We start from the raw sequence: 24,316 nt of genomic DNA on the forward strand, positions 1-24,316 counted from the left end.
TAGTTACAACGAACGAACTGGAGAAGCAAAGGCATGACTGGCAACACCCCTCTCGTCCTCGCCATCGTCTGCGGCCTCGTGGCCGTCGGCTATGGTTTCTGGGCGCGCAGCTGGATCCTCGCGAAAGACCCGGGCAACGCCCGAATGCAGGAGATCGCGGCCGCGATCCAGACTGGCGCAGCGGCCTATCTCGCGAAGCAGTACCGCACGATCGCCGTCGTCGGCCTGGTGCTCGCGATCCTGATCGCCATCTTCCTCGACTTCACGACCGCGGTCGGCTTCGTGATCGGCGCGGTGCTGTCGGGGGCCTGCGGCTTCATCGGCATGAACGTTTCCGTGCGGGCCAACGTGCGCACCGCGCAGGCCGCCACGCAAGGCATCGGGCCGGCCCTGGATGTCGCCTTCCGCGGCGGTGCCATCACCGGCATGCTGGTGGTCGGCCTCGGCCTGCTCGGCGTGTCGGCCTTCTACTGGTACCTGGTCGGGAGCGGCGCGGCGGCGGCCGGCAAGGGTCTGTCGGCGATGCTGAATCCGCTGATCGGCTTCGCCTTCGGCTCCTCGCTGATCTCGATCTTCGCCCGCCTGGGCGGCGGCATCTTCACCAAGGGCGCGGACGTCGGCGCCGACCTCGTGGGCAAGGTCGAGGCCGGCATTCCCGAGGACGATCCGCGCAATCCGGCCGTGATCGCGGACAACGTGGGCGACAACGTCGGCGACTGCGCCGGCATGGCGGCCGACCTGTTCGAGACCTATGCCGTGACGCTGATCGCGACCATGGTGCTCGGCGCCCTGATGGTCACCGCGGCGCCGGTCAACGCGGTGCTGTATCCGCTCGCGCTGGGCGGCGTGTCGATCATCGCGTCGATCATCGGCTGCTTCTTCGTCAAGGCGTCGCCGGGCATGGTCAACGTGATGCCGGCGCTCTACAAGGGTCTCGCGGTGGCGGGCATCCTGTCGCTGATCGCGTTCTGGTTCGTCACCAGCTGGCTCATTCCCGACAACGCGATCGCGCCCACGGGCAGCCAGATCAAGCTGTTCGGCGCCTGCTTCGTCGGCCTGGCACTCACGGCGGCACTGGTCTGGATCACGGAGTACTACACCGGCACCCAGTACAAGCCGGTGCAGCACATCGCGCAGGCGTCCACCACGGGCCATGGCACGAACATCATCGCGGGCCTCGGCGTGTCGATGCGCTCCACCGCCTGGCCCGTGATCTTCGTCTGCATCGCGATCCTGGCCTCCTACATGATGGCCGGCCTCTACGGCATCGCGGTGGCCGCCACCGCCATGCTCAGCATGGCCGGCATCGTGGTCGCGCTCGACGCCTACGGCCCGATCACCGACAACGCCGGCGGCATCGCCGAGATGTCGGAACTGCCGGCCAGCGTGCGCGACATCACCGACCCGCTCGATGCGGTCGGCAACACCACCAAGGCCGTCACCAAGGGCTATGCGATCGGCTCGGCCGGCCTCGCAGCGCTGGTGCTGTTCGCCGACTACACGCACAAGCTCGAAGGCTACGGCCTCAACATCGACTTCAACCTCAGCGATCCGATGGTGATCGTGGGCCTGTTCATCGGCGGGCTGATCCCCTATCTGTTCGGTGCCATGGCGATGGAGGCCGTGGGCCGCGCCGCCGGCTCGGTGGTCGAGGAAGTGCGGCGCCAGTTCCGCGAGATCCCCGGCATCATGGAAGGCACGGCCAAGCCCGAATACGGCCGCGCCGTGAGCATGCTGACCGGTGCGGCGATCAAGGAAATGATGATCCCGTCGCTGCTGCCGGTGGTGGTGCCGATCCTGGTCGGCCTGCTGCTCGGGCCGAAGGCGCTCGGCGGGCTGCTGATGGGCACGATCGTCACGGGCCTGTTCGTCGCGATCTCTATGTGCACCGGCGGCGGCGCCTGGGACAACGCCAAGAAGTACATCGAGGACGGCCACCACGGCGGCAAGGGCTCCGAGGCCCACAAGGCGGCGGTCACGGGCGACACGGTCGGCGATCCCTACAAGGACACGGCCGGCCCGGCGGTCAATCCGCTGATCAAGATCATCAACATCGTGGCGCTGCTGATCGTGCCGCTGGTGGTCAAGTTCCACGGTGGCGATGCGGCAACGATGGCAGCACCCCCTGCGGCGGCGCCGCCAGCGGTCAGCGCGCCAGCGGCAGCGGCAGTTGCACCGGCAGTTGCAGCGGCGCCGGCGGCCGCACCCGTGGTCGCGGTCGAGGCCGGCTCGATCAGGACCGAAGGCGGCGTCGTGAAGTTCTACTTCGCGAGCAGCAGCGCCGAGGTGCCGGCCGGCTCGAGCCAGGCGCTGGCCGACATCGTGAAGTCCGTGCAAAGCGGCGGCCGTGTGCTCGTGAGCGGCTACCACGACACGACCGGCGATCCGGAAAAGAACGCCGAACTGGCCAAGCAGCGCGCACTCGCAGTGGGCGCTGCGCTCAAGGCCGCGGGCGTGCCCGACGACAAGGTCGAACTCGCGAAGCCGGCGCAGGCCGAGGCTTCGGGACCGGCGGCCGAGGCACGCCGGGTCGAGGTCAAGCTGCAGTAGCGGCTGCCATGCCCTCGGCCGCGACGCTCGAAGCCTTCATCGCCGCGGTCGAGAGCGGGCGGCACGACCAGGCGATCGAGGATTTCTACACCGAGGACGCCACCATGCGCGAGAACCAGGCCGAGCCGCGGCGCGGCCGCGCTTTGCTGGTGGCGCACGAGCGCGCCGTGCTGGGGCGGACCGCCTCGGCCGCTTCGACCTGCGTGCGGCCCGTGCTGGCGAACGGCGACCATGTCGTGATCCGCTGGATCTTCGATTTCCGCTTCACCGACGGGCGCCGGATGCACATGGAGGAGCTGGCCTGGCAGCGCTGGGAAGGCGAGCGCATCGCGCAGGAAGAGTTCTTCTACGATCCGGCGCAGATGAGGCCGGTGTCCGACTGATCGCGCCCGGGTCCGCGGCCCGCCCGGGAAGCCGGGCAGCGCGCAGATGCGGCGGAATCAGTTCAGGTTGATTCCGCGCGCCGCTGTCAATGCGCCCTGCTCCGTGCGCAACGGCACGCCCTGCAGGGTGTCGAAATCGGAGGGCGCCTCGGGCACGCGCATCACCTCGAGTTCGTGCAGCGAGGCCACCCAGCGGCCGGCCGCCGATTCGGCCGGTTCGTCGTTGGTGAAGATCCCGTCGCGGATATAGAAGGTCTCGCCGGCGGGCCGCTCCATGTGGAGTTCGATCAGGCGCGCGATCGGGAAGGTGTAGGTGACCAGCTTTTCCTTGGTCTTGCGATCCTTGGCGCCGCAGTTGAAGAAGCCTTCGGCGGCAATCACGATGCAGGAACCCTCGACCGAGCTGTCGACGTCGCCGCCGCAGCGCCAGATGGCGGTCGGCAGGCGCACGCGCACCTTGTCGATGACCAGGTCGCGCTGCTTGTTGAGCGCGTTGAGCGGCGGCACGAGCGAGCGCAACTGGCGCAGGCGCTCGGCGAAGTTGTCGTCGATGCAGAACTCGACATGGTGGGTCGCGCCGCCCGAGCGCTTGACCACCTGCATGATGACGTGACGCACCTGACTCACTGGAGCCACCCTTTCGAATGCCCGCGACACCGCTCCGACATCTCGGTATTCGGTCTCTTCATCGGGCTGATTTGAACTACGTTAATTAGAACTTTGGTATTGATTTAATTGCACCAACACCAATTGTTTCTGGACTGTAGTTGGAACGGCGAAAAAAAGGTAGGTGGCACGAAGTATTAAATTGATGAAATCAATTCGACTTCGATTCCTGATAGAGGCCGACCTCAGGCCGATCCGCCCGCTTCCACCAGCTCGTCGAGCGCCTTGCAGTTGGGTGCGCACACCGTCTGCGACTTGCCGAGCAGCTGCCGGGTGCGCATCTGGGAGCGCACGCGGTGCTTGCCGCACATGAAGCAGGACATGGTGGCGCCGCTGAACGAGGCCGAGGCCCTGAACGGGGAACCCGGCGTCTTGGCCTTGTAGCGCAGGCCGTCGGCGACGACGGCGGTCTTGACCTCGCCCTTACTCATGCGCTGCGTCCGGCTTGGCGTGACCCATGGCGGCCTCGATCGCCTTGCGCGCGGCCAGCTCGGCGGCCACGGCGGTGTCCAGGGCGGAGCGCGACAGCCCCGCATGCTGGTAGTTGAGGTTCTCGTAGAGCTGCGATGCCGCCGGATAGGCGTCGAGCAGGCGGCCGAGTTCGGCGTCGTATTCGACGTCGCGGAACTGCTCGACCAGGTGCAGGACAACCGAGCGGTACTGCTCCGGGCCGACCGGCACGGCGCTGTGCTCCAGCCGCTCCAGGAGCTGGGCCAGGACGTGCGTGACGGCCAGATCGGCCTTGTGGGCTGGGGTGTGGGTAGCGTTCATGCACAGCATGTGGGGCGGTGCGGCGCTTTTGCAAGGAGAGGTTAGGACCATCCCCATAGCCTACAACAGGCTACAAGAGCGCCTCCGGCACGATCGGCGCGATGAGGGAGTTGTAGAAGCGCTTGAAGAACCCCGATTCGGGCTCGGAGGTCAGGATCATCTCCTTTTCCCCATCGTTGGTGAGCCATTCGATCGAGCCGGTGGCCTTGTCCAGCCGCAGCCGGTAGGAATTCTGCAACTTGCTGATGTTGATCACGCGCAGCATCTCGCGCGCCAGCTGCGGGCTGTCGGCCACCACGCCCATCTCGGTGTTCTGGGTCGCCGAGCGCGGATCGAGGTTCATCGAGCCGATGAAGATGCGCTGGCGGTCGATGGCGGCCGTCTTGGCATGCAGGCGGCCCAGCGACTTGCCGAACATGTCGAAGCGCTTGTTGGCCGTGGTGCGCTCCGGACTCAGTTCGTAGAGATCGGCGCCGCTGGCCAGCAGGCGCGTGCGGTAGCGCGCATAGCCGGTGTGGACCAGCGGCTCGTCATTGGCGGCCAGCGAATTCGTCAGCAGCGTGAGCTTGACCTGGCGCCGCCGAAGGTCCTCGAAGGCGGCCATGCCTTTCTCGCCGGGCACCAGGTAGGGAGAAGTCAGGTCGACCTCGGTCCGGGCGTCGAGCAGCAGGCCCCAGACCTTCATCGTCACGCTGGTGGCCAGCGCCTCGTCGGCGCTCATGGTGGCGGGCTTGGTCGGCGGGTCGGCGATGGCGTGGGCCTCCCCCCACAGCAGCCCCATGCGACCGCCATCGAGCTCCTCGCCGATAGGGCCGTAACCGAGCACGTCCGAGGGCGGCAGCGCCAGCCGGGGCGGCGGCGAGCTCATGCCGATCCAGGCATCGAAGTCGCCGTCGCCTGGCAACCGGGCGCCGGGGCCGCGCACGATCTCGGCGATCGGCCACACCTGCTCGGCGTTCCAGTAGGCATCGAAGATGGTCTCGAGCTCGGCCACGACGCGGCCCACCACGAGCGCATCCATGTCGATGAAGTTCTGTGCCTCGCTGAGCACGAAATACTCGTCCGAGATGTTGCGACCGCCCACCACCGCGACCACGCCGTCGGCGATGAACAGCTTGTTGTGCATGCGATGGTTGAGCCGCGCGATGTCCTGCGGCGACGCCGCGAAGCGCGAGACGAAGCCGCCGCGCCCGCAGCAGAAGGGATTGAACAGCCGCACCTCGACGTTCGGCGTCTGGGCGAGCGCCAGCAGCGGCTGCTGGCTGTTGGCGGTATAGAGGTCGTCGACCAGCACCCGAACCTTGACGCCGCGCGCGGCGGCTTCACGCACCGCGCGCATCAGCAGCCGCCCGGTCGCGTCGTTCTCCAGCTGGTAGTACTGCACCACCAGCGATTGCCGGGCCCGCCGGGCCAGCTGGATGCGGGCATCGAGCGAATAGACGCCGAGCGGCATCAGCCGAAAGCCCGAATGCTCGCCGGGCGGGGTCGAGGCGGCGACGATCCCGGCGAGCGGCGTGCCGGGATCGGGTGTCGCCGCACGGGCCTCGGGGCGTTGCTGCGCCACCGGCAGCGAGCCGCAGGCTCCGAGCAGCGCAATGCCGGCCGCGGCGAGCCACAGTCGCAGCGATCGGGCGATGGGAATCTTCACGAGGGTGTTCTCCGTTCGATGCCTGGGGGCGCGGCACGCGCGGCCCATGCAGTCCTAGAATTCGGAACGCCTTGACCTGGGGTTACAACATCATGCTCTCAGCCGCCGTGCGGGCCGCCTTCGTCGCCGGTGGCCTGGCCCTCCCCCTTGCCGGCCCGGCCTTCGCCGCCCTCGACGTCGGCGAACCCGCGCCGCGTTTCACCGCCACGGCGGCGCTCGGCGGCAAGACCTTCCGCTATTCGCTGGCCGACGCGCTGGCCAAGGGCCCCGTGGTGGTCTATTTCTTCCCCGCGGCCGATTCCGCCGACTGCTCGATCGAGGCCCATGCCTTCGCCGAGGCGATCGACGAATTCGCCGCACTGGGCGCCAGCGTGATCGGGGTCTCGGCGGACGACATCGACACGCTCGCCAGGTTCTCGGTCAAGTCCTGCCAGAGCCGCTTCCCGGTGGCCTCGGACGCCTCCAAGACCGTGATCGAGGGCTTCGATGCGCTGATGCAGACGCGGCCCGATTTCGCCAACCGGCTGTCGTACGTGATCGCACCCGACGGCCGCATCGCCTACTACTACCAGAACCTCAACCCCGACAAGCACGTCCAGCGCATGCTGGGCGCGGTGCGTGCGCTGCCCAGGCCGGCGCCACCCCGCTGAGGGCGGACCATTAGCATCCAGACCATGCAACTCAACTACATCGGCAACGAGAACGTCGTCTCTTCCTCCGGTCGCACGCTGCCCGTGATCGACCCTTCCGACGGCCAGACCTTCGACGAACTGCAGCGCAGCAACGCGAGCGACATCGACGCCGCGGTGCAGGCCGCACGCCACTGCTTCGAGATCGGCTGGCAGAAGGTCAGTGCGGCGGAGCGCGGCCGGCTGCTCTATCGGCTGTCGCAGAAGATCGCCGAGAACGTCGACGAACTCGCACTGATCGAGCAGCGCGACTGCGGCAAGCCAAGCAAGCAGGCCCGTGCCGACGCGCTCGCGCTGGTGCGCTACTTCGAGTTCTATGCCGGCGCCTGCGACAAGCTGCACGGCGACACGATTCCCTACCAGGACGGCTACAGCGTCTTCACCTGGCGCGAGCCGCACGGCGTCACGGGCCACATCATTCCGTGGAACTACCCGATGCAGATCTTCGGCCGCAGCGTGGGCGGAGCGCTGGCCGCGGGCAACGTCTGCGTCGTGAAGCCGGCCGAGGACGCCTGCCTGTCGCTGATCCGGGTTGCCAAGCTGGCGGCCGAGGTCGGCTTTCCGCCCGGGGCGATCAACATCGTGACCGGCTATGGGCACGAGGTCGGGGACGCGCTGGCACGCCATCCGGGCATCGACCACATCAGCTTCACGGGCAGCCCCTCGGTGGGGACCCTGATCCAGCAGGTGGCGGCCGAACGCCACTGCCCGGTCACGCTCGAACTCGGCGGCAAGAGCCCGCAGATCGTGTTCGCCGATGCAGACCTGGGCGCTGCCATTCCGGTGCTGATCAATGCCATCGTGCAGAACGCCGGCCAGACCTGCTCGGCCGGATCGCGGCTGCTGGTGCAGCAGGACATCTACGAGCCGCTGCTGCAGCGCCTGGGCCATGCCTTCGAGGCCCTGCGGGTCGGGCCGGCCGCGATGGACCTCGATGTCGGCCCGCTGATCCGCCAGACCCAGCAGCAGCGCGTCTGGGATTTCCTGTCGGACGCCCAGGTGGCAGGCATCCCGATGGTGGCGCAGGGCGTGGTGGTCGACGAGGCGCCCGAGTCCGGCTTCTACCAGGCGCCGACGCTGCTGCGCGACGTGCCGGTCGACCATCGTCTAGCCCAGGAAGAGGTATTCGGCCCGGTGCTGGCCGCGATGTCCTTCCGCGACGAGGACGAAGCGGTCGCGCTCGCCAACGCGACCCGGTTCGGACTGGTCGCGGGCGTCTGGACGAACGACGGTGCGCGCCAGTTCCGCATGGCCAGGCGCCTGCGGAGCGGCCAGGTGTTCATCAACAACTACGGCGCCGGCGGCGGCGTCGAGCTGCCCTTCGGCGGCGTCAAGTCGTCGGGCTACGGGCGCGAGAAGGGCTTCGAGGCGCTGCACGGCTTCACCACGCTCAAGACCGTGGCGGTCAGACACGGCTGACGGGCGAAGCAACCCGCGTGGATGAGTTAAATTGGCCTCCCCCATGAGCCAGCACATCGTCCACCTGTCGGATATCGGCCGCCCGAGCCGCACGGTGGAGGCGTATCCGATCGCGCCCACCGGCCTGCTGCTCGATCGCCTGGCCCGGCCGCTGACCGACCTGCGCATCAGCGTCACCGACCGCTGCAACTTCCGCTGCAGCTACTGCATGCCCAAGGAAGTCTTCGACAAGGACTATCGCTACCTGCCGCACGCCGCGCTGCTGAGCTTCGAGGAAATCACGCGCCTGGCGCGCATCTTCGCTAGCCACGGCGTGCGCAAGATCCGGCTCACGGGCGGCGAACCGCTGCTGCGCAAGAACATCGAGGTGCTGATCGAGCAGCTGGCCGCGCTGCGCACGCCCGACGGCCAGCCGCTCGACCTCACGCTGACCACCAACGGATCTCTGCTCGCGCGCAAGGCCGCGGCTCTGAGGTCGGCCGGCCTCAACCGCGTCACCGTGAGCCTCGACGGCCTCGACGACACCGTGTTCCGCCGCATGAACGATGTCGACTTCCCGGTGGCGCAGGTGCTGGCTGGCATCGAGGCTGCGCGCGCTGCGGGGCTGGGCCCGATCAAGGTCAACATGGTGGTCAAGCGCGGCACCAACGACCAGGAAATCCTGCCGATGGCACGCCATTTCCGAGGCACCGGCGTGGTGCTGCGCTTCATCGAGTACATGGACGTCGGCGCCACCAACGGGTGGCGCATGGACGAGGTCCTGCCCTCGGCCGAGGTGGTGCAGCGCATCGAGGCCGAGTTCCCGTTGGTGCCGCTCGAGGCTGCCAGCGCCGGCGAGACCGCGCAGCGCTGGGCCTATGCCGACGGCGGTGGCGAGATCGGCGTCATCAGCAGCGTCACCCAGGCCTTCTGCCAGGACTGCAGCCGGGCCCGGCTGTCGACCGAGGGCAAGCTCTACCTGTGCCTGTTCGCCAGCCAGGGCCAGGATCTGCGCCCGCTGCTGCGCGGCGACGCCGACGATGCCGCGATCGCCTCCGCGGTCGGCCACATCTGGCAGGCCCGCGGCGACCGCTATTCCGAGCTGCGCGCCCTGCGCGCGCCCGAGGCAGCCGATGCCGGCGCCGCGCGCCGGGTCGAGATGAGCTACATCGGCGGATGACCTCCTCGCCGCGCATCGACCGCAGCGAGATCACCGGTCTCGTGCTGGCCGGCGGTCGCGGCACACGCATGGGCGGCATCGACAAGGGCCTGCAGACCTTTAACGGCACGCCGCTCGCGCTTCATGCGCTGCGGCGGCTGGCGCCCCAGGTCGGCCCGGTGGCAGTGAACGCGAACCGCCATCTCGCAGCCTACGAGGCCTTCGGCGTGCCGGTCTGGCCCGACGGGCTGGCCGACCATCCGGGCCCGCTGGCCGGCTTCCTGACCGGACTCGAGCGCTGCGGCACGCCTTACCTGCTGACCGTGCCCTGCGACACGCCGCTGTTCCCGACCGATCTCGCGAGCCGGCTGGCGGCCGCGCTCGCTTCCGGCGACGCCGAGATCGCCATGGCGAGTGCCTCCGAGCCGGCCGATGACGGCGTCGCGTCCGTCCTGCGCGCGCAACCCGTGTTCTGCCTGCTTCGCATCGCAAGCCTGCGCGAGGGCCTCGTTCGATTCATGCAGGCCGGCGGTCGCAAGGTCGGCGCCTGGACTGCGCAGCACCGCAACGTGCGCGTCGCCTTCGACCATCCCGGCGATGCCGCGGACGCGTTCCTCAACGCCAACACGCTGGCCGAGTTGCACGCCCTCGAATCGCGGGCCCCTTGTTGAAGCGATCGTCGACATGACCCGCATCGCGCAGATCGCCGCCACGCTGGCCGGCGGCTACGACCCGGAAGACCTGAGCATCGACGCCGTCCGGGCCTTCCTGGACCGGCTGGTGGAGCCTGCCGTGGTCGATGCGGTCGAACGCGTCGCGCTGCGCGACGCGCTGGGCCGCGTGCTGGCCGAGGACATCGTCTCGCCGGTCAGCGTGCCGCCGCACGACAACTCGGCCATGGACGGCTATGCCTTCGACGGCACGCTGCTCGAGGCCGCCGACGATGCCATGCTCGTCTTGCGCGTGGTCGGCACCGCAAGGGCCGGCGCTCCCTGGCATGGCAGCGCGGACCCGGGCGACGCCGTGCGCATCATGACCGGCGCGATGATGCCGGCCGGCCTCGACACCGTGGTGCCGCAGGAACTGTGCGAATGCGACGGCGACCAGTTGCGCTTTCCGGCGCGCGTGCTGCGGCGCGGCGACAACCGCCGCTTCGCCGGCGAGGACCTCATGCAGGGCCAGCCTGCCCTGCGCCGCGGCCAGCTCGTGTCGCCCGCGGCGCTCGGCATGGTCGCGAGCCTCGGGCTGCCCATGCTGCCGGTGCTGCGCCGATTGCGCGTCGCCTATTTCTCGACCGGCGACGAGATCCTGAGCCTGGGCGAGCTGCCGCGCGAAGGCGCGGTCTACGACAGCAACCGCTACACCGTGTTCGGGCTGCTCACCCGGCTGGGTTGCGAGGTGATCGACCTCGGCCTGGTGCGGGACGATCCCGCTGCGCTCGAATCCGCGCTGGCGCGCGCCGCGCGCGAAGCCGACGCCATCCTCACCAGCGGCGGCGTGAGCGCGGGCGAGGCCGACCACACGCGCGCCGTCATGCAGCGGCTGGGCGAGATGGCGTTCTGGCGCGTCGCGATGCGGCCCGGCCGGCCGCTGGCGGTCGGCCTGGTCGGGCGCCCCGGCGATGGCCGGCCGCCGGCCGTGCTGTTCGGCCTGCCCGGCAATCCGGTGGCCGTGATGGTGAGCTTCCTGGCCTTCGTGCGCCCGGCCCTGCTGCGCATGATGGGCTGCAATGCGGTCTGCTCGGCCCCGCCGCCGCTGCTGCGCGCGACCAGCATCCTGCCGATCCGCAAGAAGCCCGGGCGCACCGAATACCAGCGCGGCCGCGTGCGCGCGGTGGCGGGTGCGCTGCCCGAGGTGCGCATCGAACCCAACCAGGGCTCGGGCGTCCTCAGTTCGATGGTGGAGGCCAACGGCCTGGTGGTGCTGCACCACGACCAGGGCAGCGTGGCCGCGGGCGAAACGGTCGACGTGATGGTGTTCGACGGCGTGGTGTAAGGTCGCTTGCCGCCCCAGGCCCAGGGAGTAGCGCATGACATCGATGCGGATCGAATTGATGCAGCAGATGCCGATCTTCGGCGCCATCGACGCCCAGACGCTGGCCTTCCTGCTGGAACCGGCACCCGTGGTCGAGGTGGCGGGCGGCGACTACTTCTTCCGCGAGGGCGATCCGCCGCGCGCCATGTTCGTGCTCGAGAGCGGCCGGGTCACGATCCTCAAGAGCTGGAAATCGCACGCGCTCGCGCTGCGCCACCTGGGCGCCGGCGACTGCTTCGGCGAGATGGCCCTGCTGGACCTGTTTCCGCGCAGTGCCTCGGTGCGGGCCGACACCGACTGCCGCGCGATCGAGCTGCTTCCCGACAACCTGCTGCGGCTCTACGAGCACGACGTCGAGCAGTTCGCGCTGATCCAGATGAACATCGCGCGCGAGATGAGCCGGCGCCTGCGCATCACGGGCGACCTGCTGTTCCGCGCCCAGCGCGGCGAGCAGCTCGACGAGCCGGGGCACGTCGAGCCGTAGCGGGGCCGGCAGCGCAAGCGCCAGGCTAGATGCGCCCCAGCGCGCGGTCGACGCCCTTGTTGGCGAGCGCATCCGCGCGCTCGTTGCCCGGGTCGCCCGAGTGGCCCTTGACCCAGCGCCACTCGATCTGGTGGCCACCCTCGGCCACCAGCTTGTCGAGCTGCTGCCAGAGCTCGACGTTCTTCACGGGCTGCTTGGTCGAGGTACGCCAGCCCTTGGCCTTCCAGCCACGGATCCATTCGGTGATGCCCATCCGCACGTACTGGCTGTCGAGGTAGAGCACGACCTTGCACGGCCGCTTCAGGGCGCCCAGGCCCTCGATGACGGCCTGCAGCTCCATGCGGTTGTTGGTGGTGTTGAGCTCGCCGCCGAAGAGCTCCTTCTCGGTCTCGCCGGATTTCAACCATGCGCCCCAGCCGCCGGGTCCGGGATTGCCCTTGCAGGCGCCGTCGGTGTAGATCTGTACTTCGTTCAAAAACCGTTTCCTTCTCGATCCACCCGATTGTCGCCCGCGCGGTGCACCTTGCCCGCGATCGGCACCGGCGCGCTCGCGCGCGAAGCCGCCCGGCGCCAGTCGGCGCTCAGGAGGCGCAGCCCGCGCACCCGCTTCACCGCCACCAGGAAATAGACCGCGCCGAAGATCGGCCACCAGCGCTCGCCCGCGCGGTCGAGCCAGCGGCAGCGCTCCAGCCAGGCCTCGCTGTGCACGGCAGGCCGGTAGATGCCGAAGCGGCCCGATTCGACCTCGAAGCTCAGGAGCCGCAGCCAGTCGCGCATGCGCCGGTAACCGATGAAATCGCCCGTCTCGGGCAGGAACAGTTCGCCGAAGCCGAGCCGGCGATAGAGATGCGCGCGGCGCTGCCGCATGCCCCACAGGCTGGCCGGGTTCAGGCCGCAGATCACGATCCGGCCCTCGGGCACCAGCACGCGCTCGACCTCGCGCAGCGTCGCGTGCGGATCCGGGCTGAGCTCGAGCGCATGCGGGAGCACCACCAGGTCCAGGCTGTTGGCCGGGAACGGCAGCGCCGAAAAGTCGGTCACGAGCGTGCTTCGGGGCGCCTGGGCGGGGTCGGACAGCGCCAGCCAGCGGTGGGGCATGCGGTTGGTGCGAAGGCCCTCGACCTCGGTCAGGCCCAGCTGCAGCGCGTGATAACCGAAGATGTCGGCCACGGCCTGGTCGAACTGGGCCTGCTCCCAGGCCAGCAGGTAGCGGCCGGGGGCGGTCTCGAACCAATCGTGCAAACCTATAATTTGTCCGCTCATGACCCTCGTTCCGCTGCCCGCCTATGCCGACAACTACATCTGGATGTTGCAGGTCGGGCACGACGCGATCGTGGTCGACCCGGGGGATGCCCAGCCGGTGTTCCACGCACTCGGACGTGGCAATCTGCAACTGGCCGCGATTCTAGTCACGCACCATCACCCCGATCACACCGGCGGCGTGGCCGCGCTGCACGCAGCCACGGGAGCGACCGTGTACGGCCCGGCGCGCGAGCGCATCCCCGAGCCCTTCACACCGCTCGCGCAGGGCGACCATGCCGAGGTGCTGGGCCTTCGCTTCGAGGTCATCGACATTCCTGGCCACACGGCCGGCCACATCGCCTTCTTCCTGCCGACCGGTGCGCCCCATGGCGCAGGCGCCGGCACCGCGCCGCTGCTGTTCTGCGGCGACACCCTGTTCTCGGGTGGCTGCGGGCGCCTGTTCGAGGGCACGCCGGCCCAGATGCTGGACTCGCTCGAGGCGCTCTCGGCGCTGCCCGACGACACCCGCGTCTGCTGCGGCCACGAATACACACTTGCTAACCTGCGATTCGCGCAAAGCGTGGAACCGACCAACGCCGCCCTCACTCAGTACACGGCGCACTGCGAAGCCTTGCGTGCGCACGGCGAGCCGACGCTGCCTTCCCAACTGGGCACGGAACGCCGTATCAACCCTTTTCTTCGCAGCCGCGAAGCCTCCGTCAGCCGGGCCGTCAGGGCCCACGCCGGCCTGCCCGAACAGGCACCGCCGGTCGAGGTCTTCGCCGCGCTGCGCCAATGGAAAAACGAGTTTCGATGAAATTTCTCCTCACCGCCTGCCTTGCCGCCACCCTGTTCCTCGCAGGTTGCGCGACCGGCACCGGCACCACGCCCGACGCCGCTCCGGGCGCTGCGACGCAGAGCGCGACGCCGGTCTATCCGGCCGGCACGCTGAAGCCGATCACCTCGGGCGACACCAAGTCGCGCCCCGTCGTCACGCTGGCACCGCCCACCGACATGTGGGACCGCATCCGCCGCGGCTTCAAGATGCCCGACCTCGACAGCGACCTGGTGCGCGACCGCGAGCAGTGGTATGCGAGCCGGCCCGACTACATCCAGCGCATGACCGAGCGCTCGAACCGCTACATCTTCCATATCGTCGAGGAACTCGAGCGGCGCGACATGCCGACCGAGATCGCGCTGCTGCCCTACATCGAGAGCGCATTCAATCCGCAGGCCGTGTCGAGCGCGCGCGCCGCCGGCATGTGGCAGTTCATGCCGGCCACCGGCACCGACTACGACCTCAAGCAGAACATCTTCCGCGACGACCGCCGCGACGTGATCGCCTCGACGCGCGCCGCGCTCGACTACCTGCAGCGGCTCTACGGCATGTTCGGCGACTGGCAGCTCGCGCTGGCCGCCTACAACTGGGGCGAGGGCAACGTCGGCAAGGCGATCGCGCGGAACCAGCGCCTGGGGCTGCCCACCACCTACAGCGACATCAACATGCCGGCCGAGACCCGGCTCTACGTGCCCAAGCTGCAGGCGGTCAAGAACATCGTGGCCAATCCGGCGCGCTTCAACGTCGACCTGCCGCTGATCGCCAACCATCCCTACTTCCAGACCGTGGTGCTCAAGCGCGACCTCGACGTGGCACTGGCGGCCAAGCTGGCCGACGTCCAGATCGAGGACTTCCGCGCCCTCAATCCTTCGGCCCACAAGCCGGTGCTGCTGGCCGCGGGCACGCCCGAGATTCTTCTGCCGTGGGACAACGCGGCGGTGTTCCAGCGCAACTTCGAGGCCTACACCCAGGGCCAGTACGCGAGCTGGACCGCCTGGACCGTCACTTCCACCATGACCGTGGCCGACGCCGCGCAGCGCTCGGGCATGAGCGAGGCCGACCTGCGCGCGATCAACAACGTGCCGCCGCGCATGCTGATCAAGTCCGGCTCCACCCTGATCGTGCCGCGCTCGGCACGCGTGCAGGAAGACGTGGCTGCTGCAGTGGCCGACACCGGCCAGCTGAGCTTCCAGCCCGAGATCGTCACGCGCCGCACGGTGGTCAAGGCCGGCCGCAGCGACAGCGTCGCGAGCATCGCGCGCCGCTACCGGCTGAGCCCGGCGAGCGTCGCCGAATGGAACGACGTCAAGACGACCCACGCCTTCCAGCGCGGCTTTGAGGTGGTGGTCTACCTGCCGGTGCGCGCAGCGCGCACGGCGACCGTCGGCTCCGGCGCGGGCGGCCCGCGCAGCACGGCCCCCGTCGCGCCGAAGGCCACGGGCAAGGCCGCGCGCGGCGGCGCTTCCAACAGCAGCAAGGCCGCACCCGCCAAGGTCAGCAAGACGCCGGCCGCCAGCAAGCCGGTGGCGCGCGAGAAGCGCGGCGGCACGCCGTCGAAGCAATCGCGCTGACTGCGTCCCGAGTCGGGCCTGACGCGCAGCCTAGAGCTTCTCGGTCTCGCCGCTGCGCGGCTGCCACTTCATGAGCCGCTTCTCGACCACGCCGACGATGGCGTCCAGCACCAGCGCGCAGGCCGTGAGCAGCACGATGCCGGCGAACACCGTGTTGACGTCGAAGGTGCCCTCGGCCTGCAGGATCAGGTAGCCCACGCCGCGCGCCGAGCCCAGGTACTCGCCCACCACCGCGCCCACGAAGGCCAGACCGACCGAGGTGTGCAAGCTCGAGAACACCCAGCTGGTGGCGCTCGGGAGGTACACGGTGCGCAGCAGCTGGCGCTGGTTGGCGCCCAGCATGCGCGCATTGGCGAGCACCACGGGGCTCACCTCGCGCACGCCCTGGTAGACGTTGAAGAACACGATGAAGAACACCAGCGTGACCGCCAGCGCCACCTTGCTCCAGATGCCGAGTCCGAACCAGAGCGCGAAGATCGGCGCCAGGATCACGCGCGGCATCGAATTGGCGGCCTTGATGAAGGGATCGAGGATCAGGCTCGCGGTCGGCGCCAGCGCGAGCCAGAGCCCGCAGGCCAGGCCCAGCACGGTGCCGATCACGAAGGCCAGCAGGGTCTCGAGCAGCGTGGTCCCCAGATGCAGGTAGATGTTGGCATTGCCCGCCAGCCCGTCGGGAAACAGCGGATTGGGCGGGATCGCGAACGGCATGAACCAGCTCCAGAGCCGGCCGGCGACCTGGATGGGTTCGCCCACGAAGAAGGCGAACTGCTGGTTGCGCGATGCCAGCTGCCAGGCGAGCAGCACCAGCACCAGCACGGCGATCTGCCAGACGCGCGCATTGCCCTGGTTGGGACGCAGTGCCATGGCTCAGGCCGCCTTCCGGAGCTGCTGGGCGTAGCCCTTGAGCACTTCGTCGCGCAGCACGTTCCAGATCTGCGTGTGCAGTTCCACGAAGCGCGGATGGGTGCGCACCTCGGCCACGTCGCGCGGGCGCGGCAGGTCGATCGCGAACTCGCCGATCGGATGCGTGGCCGGGCCGGCCGAGAGCACCACCACGCGATCGCTCATCGCGATGGCTTCGTCGAGGTCGTGCGTGATGAACAGCACCGCCTTGCGCTTGGCCGCCCACAGCGCGAGCACCTCGTTCTCCATCAGCTGCCGCGTCTGGATGTCGAGCGCGCTGAAGGGCTCGTCCATCAGGATGATGTCGGGGTCGAGCGCCAGCACCTGGGCCAGCGCCGTGCGCTTGCGCATGCCGCCCGAAAGCTGGTGCGGATAGCGGTCGCCGAAGCCCGCGAGGCCGACCCGCGCGAGCCAGGCCTCGGCCTGCGCGCTCGCCTCTGCATCGGGCACGCCGCGGTACTGCAGGCCCACCATCACGTTGTCTAGCGCGCTGCGCCAGGGCATCAGCGCCTCGCTCTGGAACATGTAGCCGGCGCGCGCATTGATGCCCGCAAGCGGCTGGCCGAACACCCGCACCGTGCCCGACGAAGGCGCGAGCAGCCCCGCGCCGATGTTGAGCAGTGTCGACTTGCCGCAGCCCGTGGGGCCGACCACCGAGACGAATTCGCCCGCAGCGACATGCAGCGTGGTGTGGTCCACCGCGGTGTAGCGCTGGCTCTGGTCGTCCTTCGAGCGGAAGGTGCAGCGGATGTCGATCAGTTCGAGGGCGTGGTCGGCCATGTCATCGGAAGAAAAAACCCGGCCGGAGCCGGGTTGCAGGGATGCCGCGGTCAGGCTTTGAACCTGTCCTTGGCACGCCGCGCAAAATCGTTGGTGTAGAGCTTCGCGAGATCGATCTTGTCGGCCTTCACCGTGGGATCGAAGCTCACGATCGCGTCGAGTGCGGTCTTCGGGCCCTCGGCAGGCACCAGGCCGTCGATCGCGATCGATTCGCGCACCTTGTCGAACGAGGCCAGGTACAGCGCGCGATCGCCGAGCAGGTAGGTCTCGGGCACGGTCTTGATGATGTCGCTCGGACCCGCGGTCTGCAGCCACTTGAGGCCGTGCACGATCGCGTTGGCGAGCGCCTGGCAGGTGTTGGGATTCTTCTGCACGAAGTCGGCCGAGGCGTACAGGCAGGCTGCCGGCATCAGGCCGCCGAAGACCTGCTGCGTGCCCTTGAGCGTGCGCGTGTCGCTGATGATCTTCACGTCGCCCTTCTGCTCGAGCATGGTCATCACCGGATCGGTGTTGCTGATCGCGTCGATCTGGCCCGAGCGCAGCGCGGTCAGCGCGCCGGCCGCGACGCCGACGCCGATGAAGCTCACGTCGCTGGCCTTGACGCCGCCACGCGAGAGCACCAGGTTGGCCACCATGTTGGTCGACGAGCCGGGTGCCGAGACGCCGATCTTCTTGCCCTTGAGGTCGGCGATGCCCGCGTAGTTGGGCATGTTCTTGGTCGACACGCCGATCGCGATCTGCGGCGCGCGGCCCTGCAGCACGAAGGACTGGAAGAACTGGTTCTTGGCCTGCAGGTTGATCGTGTGCTCGAAGGCACCCGAGCAGACGTCGGCCGAACCGCCGACCACGGCCTGCAGCGCACGGGCACCGCCGGCGAAGTCGGAGATCTCGACGTCGAGCCCCTCGGACTTGAAGTAGCCGAGCTGCTCGGAGATGGTGAGCGGCAGGTAGTAGAAGGCGGCCTTGCCACCGACCGCGATCGATACCTTGGTTTTCTCGAGCTTCGGCTGGCTATGGACCAGCGGAGCCCCGATGGCGGCGGCGCCCAGTGCCGCGGCGACGGAGAAGGTTCTGCGATTGAGCATGGGTGGCCTGGGACGCTTGGATTCGATGGATTCGAATCGAGCTTAGGGGCGGCCCCCTGCCCCTGCATCGGGGACATCCCGTGCGGGTTTCCACGTAACGCGAAGCGCCTAGCGGCCCGCGAACAGGATCGCGATGTTGACGATGAAGCCGAGTGCCCAGACTGCGCTGCGCAGCGAGCTGCGGCCCGCCACGTACATGCCGATGTAGACGATGCGAAGCAGCACGTAGGCGATAGCGAGCTGGTCGATCCGTTGCTGCGCAGCGCCGAGCTGGTGCGCGATGATCACCGCGCCGATGAAGAAGGGCAGCCCCTCGAAGCCGTTGGCCTGGGCGCTGTTGGCGCGCGCGCGCCAGCCCCCGAGGTGCGCGCTCCATTGCCGCGGCGCCGCGTTGTCCGAAGGTCCGAAGGCCCCGGCCTTGGCGATGTAGGAGCTCGCATAGGGCAACAGTGCCGCGACCAGCACGCACCAGTAGGCCCAGGTCAGTGGAGGAATGCTCATGCTGCAAGTCTACGAGGTGGTTTCATTCGGGAGCTCAGCGGCGATCGACCAGTGCATGCGCGATGGTGCCGAGGTCGACGTATTCGAGCTCGCTGCCGGCCGGCACGCCGCGCGCGAGCCGCGTCACCGACAGGCCGCGCTGCTTGAGCGCATCGCCGATCACGTGGGCCGTCGCCTCGCCCTCGGCCGTGAAGTTGGTGGCCAGGATCACCTCGGCCACCGTGCCGTCGAGCGCGCGCTCGAAGAGCTTGGCCAGGCCGATGTCATTGGGTCCGATGCCGTCGAGCGGACTCAGCTTGCCCATCAGCACGAAGTAGTAACCGCGAAAGACGCCCGTGCGTTCGAGCGCGGCCTGGTCCGCCGGCGTCTCGACCACGCAGAGCTTGGTCGCATCGCGCCTCGCATCGAGGCACACGCTGCAGATCGCGCCTTCGGTGAAGGTGTTGCAGCGTTCGCAATGACGCACGTTGCTGGCTGCCTGCTGCAGCGCCCGCGCAAGCATCTGGGTGCCTTCGCGGTCGTGCTGCAGCAGGTGGAATGCCATGCGCGAGGCCGACTTGGCACCGACGCCGGGCAGCCGGCGCAGCGCCTCGACCAGCGCGTCGAGCGAGCTCGAATCTGCCATCGGGTGCTGGCGCAGGCTCAGAAAGGCAGCTTCATGCCGGGCGGCAGGCCGGGCATGCCGGCCGTCAGCTTGCCCATCTTCTGCTCGCTGGTCTCCTCGGCCTTGCGCACGGCGGCGTTGAAGGCTGCAGCCACCAGGTCCTCGAGCATGTCCTTGTCGTCGGCCAGCAGGCTGGGATCGATCGTGATGCGCTTGACGTCGTGCTTGCAGGTCATCACGACCTTGACCAGGCCGGCGCCCGATTCGCCCTCGACCTCGATGGTGGCCAGTTCTTCCTGCGCCTTCTTGAGGTTGTCCTGCATGGCTTGCGCCTGCTTCATGAGGCCGGCCAGTTGTCCTTTGTTGAACATAGTGAGTCCTGTCGAATCGTTGGTTTGAAAAAGAGTTGAGGGTGTGTCTGGACAGTTGGAGGCCGCGCAAGGTCTCACGCGGGGCGCAGGGTCCCCGGCACGATCTTCGCGTCCCAGTCGCGCATCATCGCCTGCACGTCGGGGTCGCTGCGGATCGCTTCCTCGGCCACGCGCTGGCGTTCTTCTGCGGCCTGCCGGTTGCGGCGCGCCGGGCTGTCGACCACCGGGCCGATCTCGATCGCGATCCGGATGCCATGGCCCATCGCGGCGAGCGCACCCTGCAGCTTCTCGCGGCTGCTGGTCTGGTTGAGCGACTCGCGCTCGACGCGCAACAGCCACTGGTCGACATCGCGCGCCACCAGCTGCGACTGCAGCGCCAGCTCGCGCGCCAGCGCGTTGATCGCCTCGGCCACCACCATCTGCGTCACGGTGGCATGCCAGAAGTCGCCCTCCTCGCTGGGCGGGATCGGGGCCGCGGGCGCACGCGCCTCGCCTTCGCGCGCGCCCGGGGGCGGCTGCATGCGCACGGGCATCGCCATCAGGGGCGCGGATGCCGATGCGGGCACGTCGCCCGCCGCGGGACGCGGGGCGGCAGCAGCGTCGCGCATCGAAGGCGTGTCGACCACCGACAGGCGCTGGCCCGGTGGCCTGGCGGCGACGGGCTGGCGCTCCGGCTCGGGGGCGCCCGGCGCGCCGGCCGCGGTCGCGATCTCGGTCGCGGTCTCGGTCGACATCGGCCGGGGCGTCGGCGCCTCGGTCGTCGTCGCGGCGGGCGATGCGATCGCGCGCGGCGCCGCGGCCGGGGTTTCAATCAGAGTTTTTTTTTCCGCGATGGCCGCGCCGGCCGGCTTGAAGGCCAGCAGTCGCAGCAGCACCATCGTGAGCGCCGCGTACTCGTCGGGCGCCAGGCCCAGTTCGCCGCGGCCATGCAGGCACAGGCTGTAGAGCAGCTGCGTCTCGTCGGCCGGCAGCAGCGCGGCGAGGCGCACGGTCTCGGCCGCGTCGGGATCGGCGGCATCGCGCGCCTCGGCGCGGGCGGGCACGGCCTGCAGCACGGCCATGGCCTGCAGCACGGTGCTCATCTCCTCGAGCGTGGAGGCGGCCGAAAGTCCGTCGCGGCGCAAGCCTTCGGAGGTCTCGACGACGGTCTTGCCGTCGCCCTGCGCAAGCGCCTCGATCAGGCGGAACACATGGCCGCGATCGACGCTACCGAGCATCTGGCGCACACCGGTCTCGAGCAGTTCGCCGTTGCCGAAGGCGATCGCCTGATCGGTCAGCGAGAGTGCATCGCGCATCGAGCCGCGGGCGGCGCGCGCGATCAGGCTCAGCGCGCGGGGCTCAGCCGGAACGGCCTCGGTCTGCAGCACCTGCACGAGATGCTCGAGCACGGTCTCGGGCGCCATCGGCCGCAGGTTGAACTGCAGGCAGCGCGACAGCACGGTGACCGGCACCTTCTGCGGATCGGTGGTGGCCAGCACGAACTTGAGATATTCGGGCGGCTCCTCCAGCGTCTTGAGCATGGCGTTGAAGGCATGGCCGGTAAGCATGTGAACTTCGTCGATCATGAAGACCTTGAAGCGGCCCTGCACAGGCTTGTAGACCGCCTGCTCGAGCAGCGCCTGGACCTCGTCGACGCCGCGGTTCGAGGCCGCGTCGAGTTCTGTGTAGTCGACGAAGCGACCGCTGTCGATGTCCTTGCACGCCTGGCATATGCCGCAAGGCGTGGCGGTGATGCCGCCCTGACCGTCGGCACCCTGGCAATTGAGCGACTTGGCGAGGATGCGCGAGACCGTGGTCTTGCCGACGCCGCGCGTGCCCGTGAACAGGTAGGCGTGGTGCAGCCGCTGCGAGGTGAGCGCATTGGTCAGCGCCTGGACGACGTGCTCCTGGCCCACCATCTCGCTGAAGGTCTTGGGGCGGTGTTTGCGAGCGAGCACGAGATAGGCCATCGGCGCATTTTAGGTCGAGCCGCGAAGCGCCCCGGCACCGCACTAGGCCATCTTGCAGATGGCTTTCGCGCCCTGCGCGCCTAGCATGGAAAAAAAGGCTTCCCGAGGAGATCGACATGTCCACCGCTCCCCGCAAGACGGCCGCTTCGGCCGCGGCCCGCAAATCCCGCAGCGCCGAGGCCGCAAGTCCGCGGCGCTATTGCTCGCAGCCGATCCAGCAGCCACGCCACTTCGAGGTCGGCGTCGCCGCCGGCCGCGCGCGTGCCATCATCGCCTCGGGCAAGAAATGGGTGATCGGCACGCAACTCACCTACTACTGCTTCAAGCGCGGCGATTCGGTGCCGGCCGCATGGCATGGCAGCAGCGCGGACATCGGCGTGGTGGACAGTTCGTTCGAGGCCTGGGCCAAGCTCGGCATCGGCATCACGTTCCGGCGCGTGGATGTGCCCGAGGACGCCATGGTGCGCATCGGCTTCGATCCGCAGGACGGCTCGTGGTCGTACGTGGGGCGCGACGTGCTGCTCACCCGCTCGTCGCACGAGCGCACCATGAATTTCGGCTGGGCGCTGACCACGGCCTACGGCCACGACACCGCGCTGCACGAGATCGGCCATACCCTGGGCCTCGAGCACGAGCACCAGAACCCGAATGCCGGCATCACCTGGAACCGCGAGGCCGTGCTGAGCTACTTCAGGGGTCCGCCCAACAACTGGGAGGATTCACAGATCGAGTGGAACATCCTGCGCAAGATCCCGGTTTCGGAGATCAAGGGCACGACCTGGGATCCGGATTCGGTCATGGAATACCAGTTCGACGCCGGCCTCATCACCGCACCCGAAAAATACAAGGCCGGGCTGGCGCCCAAGGGCGGGCTGTCGAATGCCGACAAGTCCTGGGTGGTGGAGGCGTATCCGGGTGCCAAGGCGCCGGCCATGGCCACGCTCAAGGTCGGACTGTCGCAACTGCTGAAGCTCAAGGCCGGCGAGACGCGCAGCTTCGAGTTCAAGCCGACCCGCACGCGCACCTACAACATCGGCACCTTCGGGACCTCGGACACGGTGCTGGTTCTGTTCGAGGTCACGCCCGCCGGCAACGTGCAGATCGCGGGCGCCGACGACAGCGGCACCGACCTCAACGCCAAGGTCAGCATGCGTCTGCAGAAGGGGCGTCGCTACCAGGTCGGGGTGCGCCTCTACTACGCCGACGCAGCGCTCGAAACCTCGTTGATGGTCTGGTGACGCGAAGGGTCGCCCGCTCTCGCCTACAATCCTCCACTGACGGGCCTCCCCGCATGGTGAAGTGGCCAACCGGGTCAGGTGGGGAACCAAGCAGCCCTAACTGCGTAGTCAGTGCCGGGGGTAAGGCTCGTCAACCTCACAACGAAGAACGCACGTGGCGCCCTATCAATGGGCGCCACGCTGCCCATCATCCCCCACGCCATCCGCGAGCGCCAGCGACAGGTAATGACGCAGGTAGCGCGCCCTCGCCTCGCAGCCCCACGAGGCGCCGAGCACGACCACGTGTGAAAGGCGGACGCAGTTCAGGTTCTCGTGCGGTCCGGCCACGGCGCCGTCCGCGATGCGCGCCACGGGCAAGGTCCTCGTGAGCGGCGGACTCGTGTCGATGGCAATGCCCTGCCGCCTGCCGCGCGCCAGTTCGTCGGCCGAAGGCTGCAACGCGTCATGCACGTCCGACACGGGCAGCCAGACCTTCCCTCGGTAGGGAAGTACGCGGATGCGCGGCCGTGAGGCAAAACCCGTTTCCCATTGCGAATCGATGCAGATCGGCGCCAGCGGCGTGCGCGGCATGCTGGGCTGCTTCCAGGGGGCGGCCCAGGCCAGGAGCTTGTCGAACATGACCGGTCCCCAGGCCTGCGCGCTCAGCCCCGGTCGGCTTTGGAACGGGCTTCGATCGCGATGCGTTCGAGTTCGTCCGCGATCGCCCAGGCCTCGTCGTCCTGGCCCTCGAGCGCCTCGGCCATCAGTTCGATGGCGAAGTCGAGCTGCAGCGGCGTGAAGAAGGTCGCGACCATGCCCAGCACGCGCTTGGCATCGCCTGCGGGTTGCGGCGCCGACACCGCGGCCAGATGCAGGGCCCGGATCAGGTTGAGCTGTGCATGGCTCAGGGGCTGCTCGCCCGAGGCGGCCAGGTGCGCGCTGAGGGCACGCGCGGCGCGCTGGCAGGCGGCGACGGTTTCGGGGTCCAGGGATGCGGCGCGCGCGGCGGCTTCGCCGGCCAGCTTTGCAGCGGCGGCATTCGGAAGGTTCGAGTTCATGCGAGGGTCTTGGAGTGAAAGTGGCGATCGACGCCGCGTGCGGCAGGCCACGCCGATGGATCGTCCGGACGGGCTGCTGCACTGCCGCCTGCGGCGAGGGGATGCATCGCGTCGGCCAGCGTGGCCTGGAAGTCATGCGGATCGAGCGCGAGCAGCTGAGCGACGCACTCCGCCTGCGGCGGCGAGAAGCGGTGGGGCGTCCATGCGTCGAGCAACAGCGCAGCGCCGGCGGGCACCTTTCGCTGCAGGCAGCGAAGTTCGCGGATCAGCGCGGCCTGCTCGCCATCGAAGCTGGCCGGGATTCCGGACAGCGTCGACGCCACCGCGTCCGTATCGGACGTGGTGGCGATGGAAAAGAGGCTCGTTGCACAGCGCATGCCCCGAGCTTCGCCGGCCTTGCTGAGGCCAGCCTTAA

At 68.7% G+C, this 24,316-nt stretch carries 27 protein-coding genes and 1 other RNA gene; 12 read left to right on the forward strand and 16 right to left on the reverse strand.

The window, feature by feature from the left end; translation table 11 throughout:
* Positions 1 to 33 precede the first annotated feature (33 nt).
* Positions 34 to 2,550 carry a sodium-translocating pyrophosphatase gene (locus tag QTH87_RS13765; RefSeq protein WP_286609744.1) on the forward strand — a complete coding sequence of 839 codons (2,517 nt, stop codon included), beginning with the start codon at positions 34 to 36 and terminating at the stop codon, positions 2,548 to 2,550.
* 8 nt (positions 2,551 to 2,558) lie between these two features.
* Positions 2,559 to 2,933 carry a nuclear transport factor 2 family protein gene (locus QTH87_RS13770; RefSeq protein WP_286609746.1) on the forward strand — a complete coding sequence of 125 codons (375 nt, stop codon included), beginning with the start codon at positions 2,559 to 2,561 and terminating at the stop codon, positions 2,931 to 2,933.
* A 57-nt stretch (positions 2,934 to 2,990) separates the two neighbouring features.
* On the opposite strand, the gene QTH87_RS13775 is transcribed toward QTH87_RS13770, so the two are convergent.
* From QTH87_RS13775 to QTH87_RS13790, 4 genes are all read right to left on the reverse strand, one after another.
* Complete coding sequence (locus QTH87_RS13775; RefSeq protein ID WP_286609747.1) at positions 2,991 to 3,560, reverse strand: hypothetical protein; 570 nt, start codon at positions 3,558 to 3,560, stop codon at positions 2,991 to 2,993.
* Between the two features lie 224 nt (positions 3,561 to 3,784).
* Positions 3,785 to 4,030 (reverse strand): hypothetical protein, encoded by a 246-nt coding sequence (locus QTH87_RS13780; RefSeq protein WP_286609748.1) that lies wholly within the window; start codon positions 4,028 to 4,030, stop codon positions 3,785 to 3,787.
* Entirely contained in the window at positions 4,023 to 4,370 is a 348-nt protein-coding gene (locus QTH87_RS13785) for a hypothetical protein (RefSeq protein ID WP_286609749.1), read from the reverse strand. The genes QTH87_RS13780 and QTH87_RS13785 overlap by 8 nt, the downstream gene beginning before the upstream one ends.
* Before the next feature lie 70 nt (positions 4,371 to 4,440).
* A complete protein-coding gene (locus tag QTH87_RS13790; RefSeq protein ID WP_286609750.1) occupies positions 4,441 to 6,018 on the reverse strand; it encodes a phospholipase D family protein in 1,578 nt (525 codons plus the stop codon).
* A 92-nt stretch (positions 6,019 to 6,110) separates the two neighbouring features.
* Here QTH87_RS13790 and QTH87_RS13795 point away from each other — a divergent pair, with 92 nt between their 5' ends.
* From QTH87_RS13795 to QTH87_RS13820, 6 genes are read left to right on the forward strand one after another with little or no spacing between them, the layout of a single operon-like run.
* Positions 6,111 to 6,668 (forward strand): peroxiredoxin, encoded by a 558-nt coding sequence (locus QTH87_RS13795; protein ID WP_286610398.1) that lies wholly within the window; start codon positions 6,111 to 6,113, stop codon positions 6,666 to 6,668.
* Positions 6,669 to 6,692: 24 nt separating this feature from the next.
* On the forward strand, positions 6,693 to 8,126 hold the full coding sequence (locus QTH87_RS13800; protein WP_286609751.1) for an aldehyde dehydrogenase family protein: 1,434 nt from the start codon (positions 6,693 to 6,695) through the stop codon (positions 8,124 to 8,126).
* 43 nt (positions 8,127 to 8,169) lie between these two features.
* The gene (gene moaA, locus QTH87_RS13805) at positions 8,170 to 9,285 is read left to right on the forward strand and encodes a GTP 3',8-cyclase MoaA (protein ID WP_286609753.1); all 1,116 of its coding nucleotides are present in this window, start codon (positions 8,170 to 8,172) and stop codon (positions 9,283 to 9,285) included.
* A complete protein-coding gene (mobA, locus tag QTH87_RS13810; RefSeq protein ID WP_286609755.1) occupies positions 9,282 to 9,935 on the forward strand; it encodes a molybdenum cofactor guanylyltransferase MobA in 654 nt (217 codons plus the stop codon). Before moaA ends, mobA begins: the two co-directional genes overlap by 4 nt.
* 13 nt (positions 9,936 to 9,948) lie before the next feature.
* Positions 9,949 to 11,259 carry a molybdopterin molybdotransferase MoeA gene (moeA, locus tag QTH87_RS13815; RefSeq protein ID WP_286609756.1) on the forward strand — a complete coding sequence of 437 codons (1,311 nt, stop codon included), beginning with the start codon at positions 9,949 to 9,951 and terminating at the stop codon, positions 11,257 to 11,259.
* A gap of 34 nt (positions 11,260 to 11,293) precedes the next feature.
* The gene (locus QTH87_RS13820; RefSeq protein ID WP_286609758.1) at positions 11,294 to 11,782 is read left to right on the forward strand and encodes a Crp/Fnr family transcriptional regulator; all 489 of its coding nucleotides are present in this window, start codon (positions 11,294 to 11,296) and stop codon (positions 11,780 to 11,782) included.
* A 25-nt stretch (positions 11,783 to 11,807) separates the two neighbouring features.
* Here the strand turns inward: QTH87_RS13820 and rnhA are convergent, their stop codons facing one another.
* On the reverse strand, positions 11,808 to 12,257 hold the full coding sequence (gene rnhA, locus QTH87_RS13825) for a ribonuclease HI (RefSeq protein WP_286609760.1): 450 nt from the start codon (positions 12,255 to 12,257) through the stop codon (positions 11,808 to 11,810).
* Positions 12,254 to 13,045, reverse strand: coding sequence for a class I SAM-dependent methyltransferase (locus QTH87_RS13830; RefSeq protein WP_286609762.1), 792 nt, complete (start codon positions 13,043 to 13,045; stop codon positions 12,254 to 12,256). Before QTH87_RS13830 ends, rnhA begins: the two co-directional genes overlap by 4 nt.
* Here QTH87_RS13830 and gloB point away from each other — a divergent pair.
* On the forward strand, positions 13,044 to 13,841 hold the full coding sequence (gene gloB / locus QTH87_RS13835; protein ID WP_286609764.1) for a hydroxyacylglutathione hydrolase: 798 nt from the start codon (positions 13,044 to 13,046) through the stop codon (positions 13,839 to 13,841). The two genes, QTH87_RS13830 and gloB, sit on opposite strands and share 2 nt — an antisense overlap.
* Positions 13,838 to 15,433: a transglycosylase SLT domain-containing protein gene (locus tag QTH87_RS13840; RefSeq protein ID WP_286609766.1), complete on the forward strand. Its 1,596-nt coding sequence runs from the start codon at positions 13,838 to 13,840 to the stop codon at positions 15,431 to 15,433. Before gloB ends, QTH87_RS13840 begins: the two co-directional genes overlap by 4 nt.
* Positions 15,434 to 15,463: 30 nt before the next feature.
* On the opposite strand, the gene QTH87_RS13845 is transcribed toward QTH87_RS13840, so the two are convergent.
* The 7 genes from QTH87_RS13845 to dnaX all read right to left on the reverse strand — a co-directional run bounded on the left by QTH87_RS13845 (position 15,464) and on the right by dnaX (position 21,626).
* A complete protein-coding gene (locus tag QTH87_RS13845) occupies positions 15,464 to 16,297 on the reverse strand; it encodes an ABC transporter permease (protein ID WP_286609768.1) in 834 nt (277 codons plus the stop codon).
* Between the two features lie 3 nt (positions 16,298 to 16,300).
* A complete protein-coding gene (locus QTH87_RS13850) occupies positions 16,301 to 17,116 on the reverse strand; it encodes an ABC transporter ATP-binding protein (protein WP_286609770.1) in 816 nt (271 codons plus the stop codon).
* Between the two features lie 50 nt (positions 17,117 to 17,166).
* On the reverse strand, positions 17,167 to 18,201 hold the full coding sequence (locus QTH87_RS13855) for an ABC transporter substrate-binding protein (RefSeq protein WP_286609771.1): 1,035 nt from the start codon (positions 18,199 to 18,201) through the stop codon (positions 17,167 to 17,169).
* A 108-nt stretch (positions 18,202 to 18,309) separates the two neighbouring features.
* Positions 18,310 to 18,702, reverse strand: a complete 393-nt coding sequence (locus tag QTH87_RS13860; RefSeq protein ID WP_286609773.1) for an MAPEG family protein — start codon at positions 18,700 to 18,702, stop codon at positions 18,310 to 18,312.
* A 34-nt stretch (positions 18,703 to 18,736) separates the two neighbouring features.
* The gene (gene recR, locus QTH87_RS13865; RefSeq protein WP_286609774.1) at positions 18,737 to 19,327 is read right to left on the reverse strand and encodes a recombination mediator RecR; all 591 of its coding nucleotides are present in this window, start codon (positions 19,325 to 19,327) and stop codon (positions 18,737 to 18,739) included.
* 17 nt (positions 19,328 to 19,344) lie between these two features.
* Complete coding sequence (locus tag QTH87_RS13870; RefSeq protein ID WP_012747441.1) at positions 19,345 to 19,677, reverse strand: YbaB/EbfC family nucleoid-associated protein; 333 nt, start codon at positions 19,675 to 19,677, stop codon at positions 19,345 to 19,347.
* Positions 19,678 to 19,751: 74 nt separating this feature from the next.
* Positions 19,752 to 21,626: a DNA polymerase III subunit gamma/tau gene (dnaX, locus tag QTH87_RS13875; RefSeq protein ID WP_286609776.1), complete on the reverse strand. Its 1,875-nt coding sequence runs from the start codon at positions 21,624 to 21,626 to the stop codon at positions 19,752 to 19,754.
* A 116-nt stretch (positions 21,627 to 21,742) separates the two neighbouring features.
* Between dnaX and QTH87_RS13880 the strand changes: the two genes are divergently transcribed.
* Together QTH87_RS13880 and ffs are read left to right on the forward strand one after the other, a co-directional pair.
* Positions 21,743 to 22,864 (forward strand): M12 family metallopeptidase, encoded by a 1,122-nt coding sequence (locus QTH87_RS13880; RefSeq protein WP_286609777.1) that lies wholly within the window; start codon positions 21,743 to 21,745, stop codon positions 22,862 to 22,864.
* A gap of 38 nt (positions 22,865 to 22,902) precedes the next feature.
* Positions 22,903 to 22,999, forward strand: an RNA gene (gene ffs / locus QTH87_RS13885) — signal recognition particle sRNA small type.
* 30 nt (positions 23,000 to 23,029) lie between these two features.
* Here the strand turns inward: ffs and QTH87_RS13890 are convergent.
* Genes QTH87_RS13890 through QTH87_RS13900 form a run of 3 tightly spaced genes read right to left on the reverse strand, consistent with a single transcriptional unit; the run spans position 23,030 to position 24,278 of the window.
* Positions 23,030 to 23,482, reverse strand: a complete 453-nt coding sequence (locus QTH87_RS13890) for a hypothetical protein (protein WP_286609779.1) — start codon at positions 23,480 to 23,482, stop codon at positions 23,030 to 23,032.
* 23 nt (positions 23,483 to 23,505) lie between these two features.
* Positions 23,506 to 23,901 (reverse strand): hypothetical protein, encoded by a 396-nt coding sequence (locus tag QTH87_RS13895; protein ID WP_286609781.1) that lies wholly within the window; start codon positions 23,899 to 23,901, stop codon positions 23,506 to 23,508.
* A complete protein-coding gene (locus QTH87_RS13900; RefSeq protein ID WP_286609783.1) occupies positions 23,898 to 24,278 on the reverse strand; it encodes a hypothetical protein in 381 nt (126 codons plus the stop codon). The genes QTH87_RS13895 and QTH87_RS13900 overlap by 4 nt, the downstream gene beginning before the upstream one ends.
* Positions 24,279 to 24,316 lie beyond the last annotated feature (38 nt).

It is taken from the genome of Variovorax jilinensis, assembly GCF_030316885.1.
Lineage (GTDB): Bacteria > Pseudomonadota > Gammaproteobacteria > Burkholderiales > Burkholderiaceae_C > Variovorax > Variovorax jilinensis.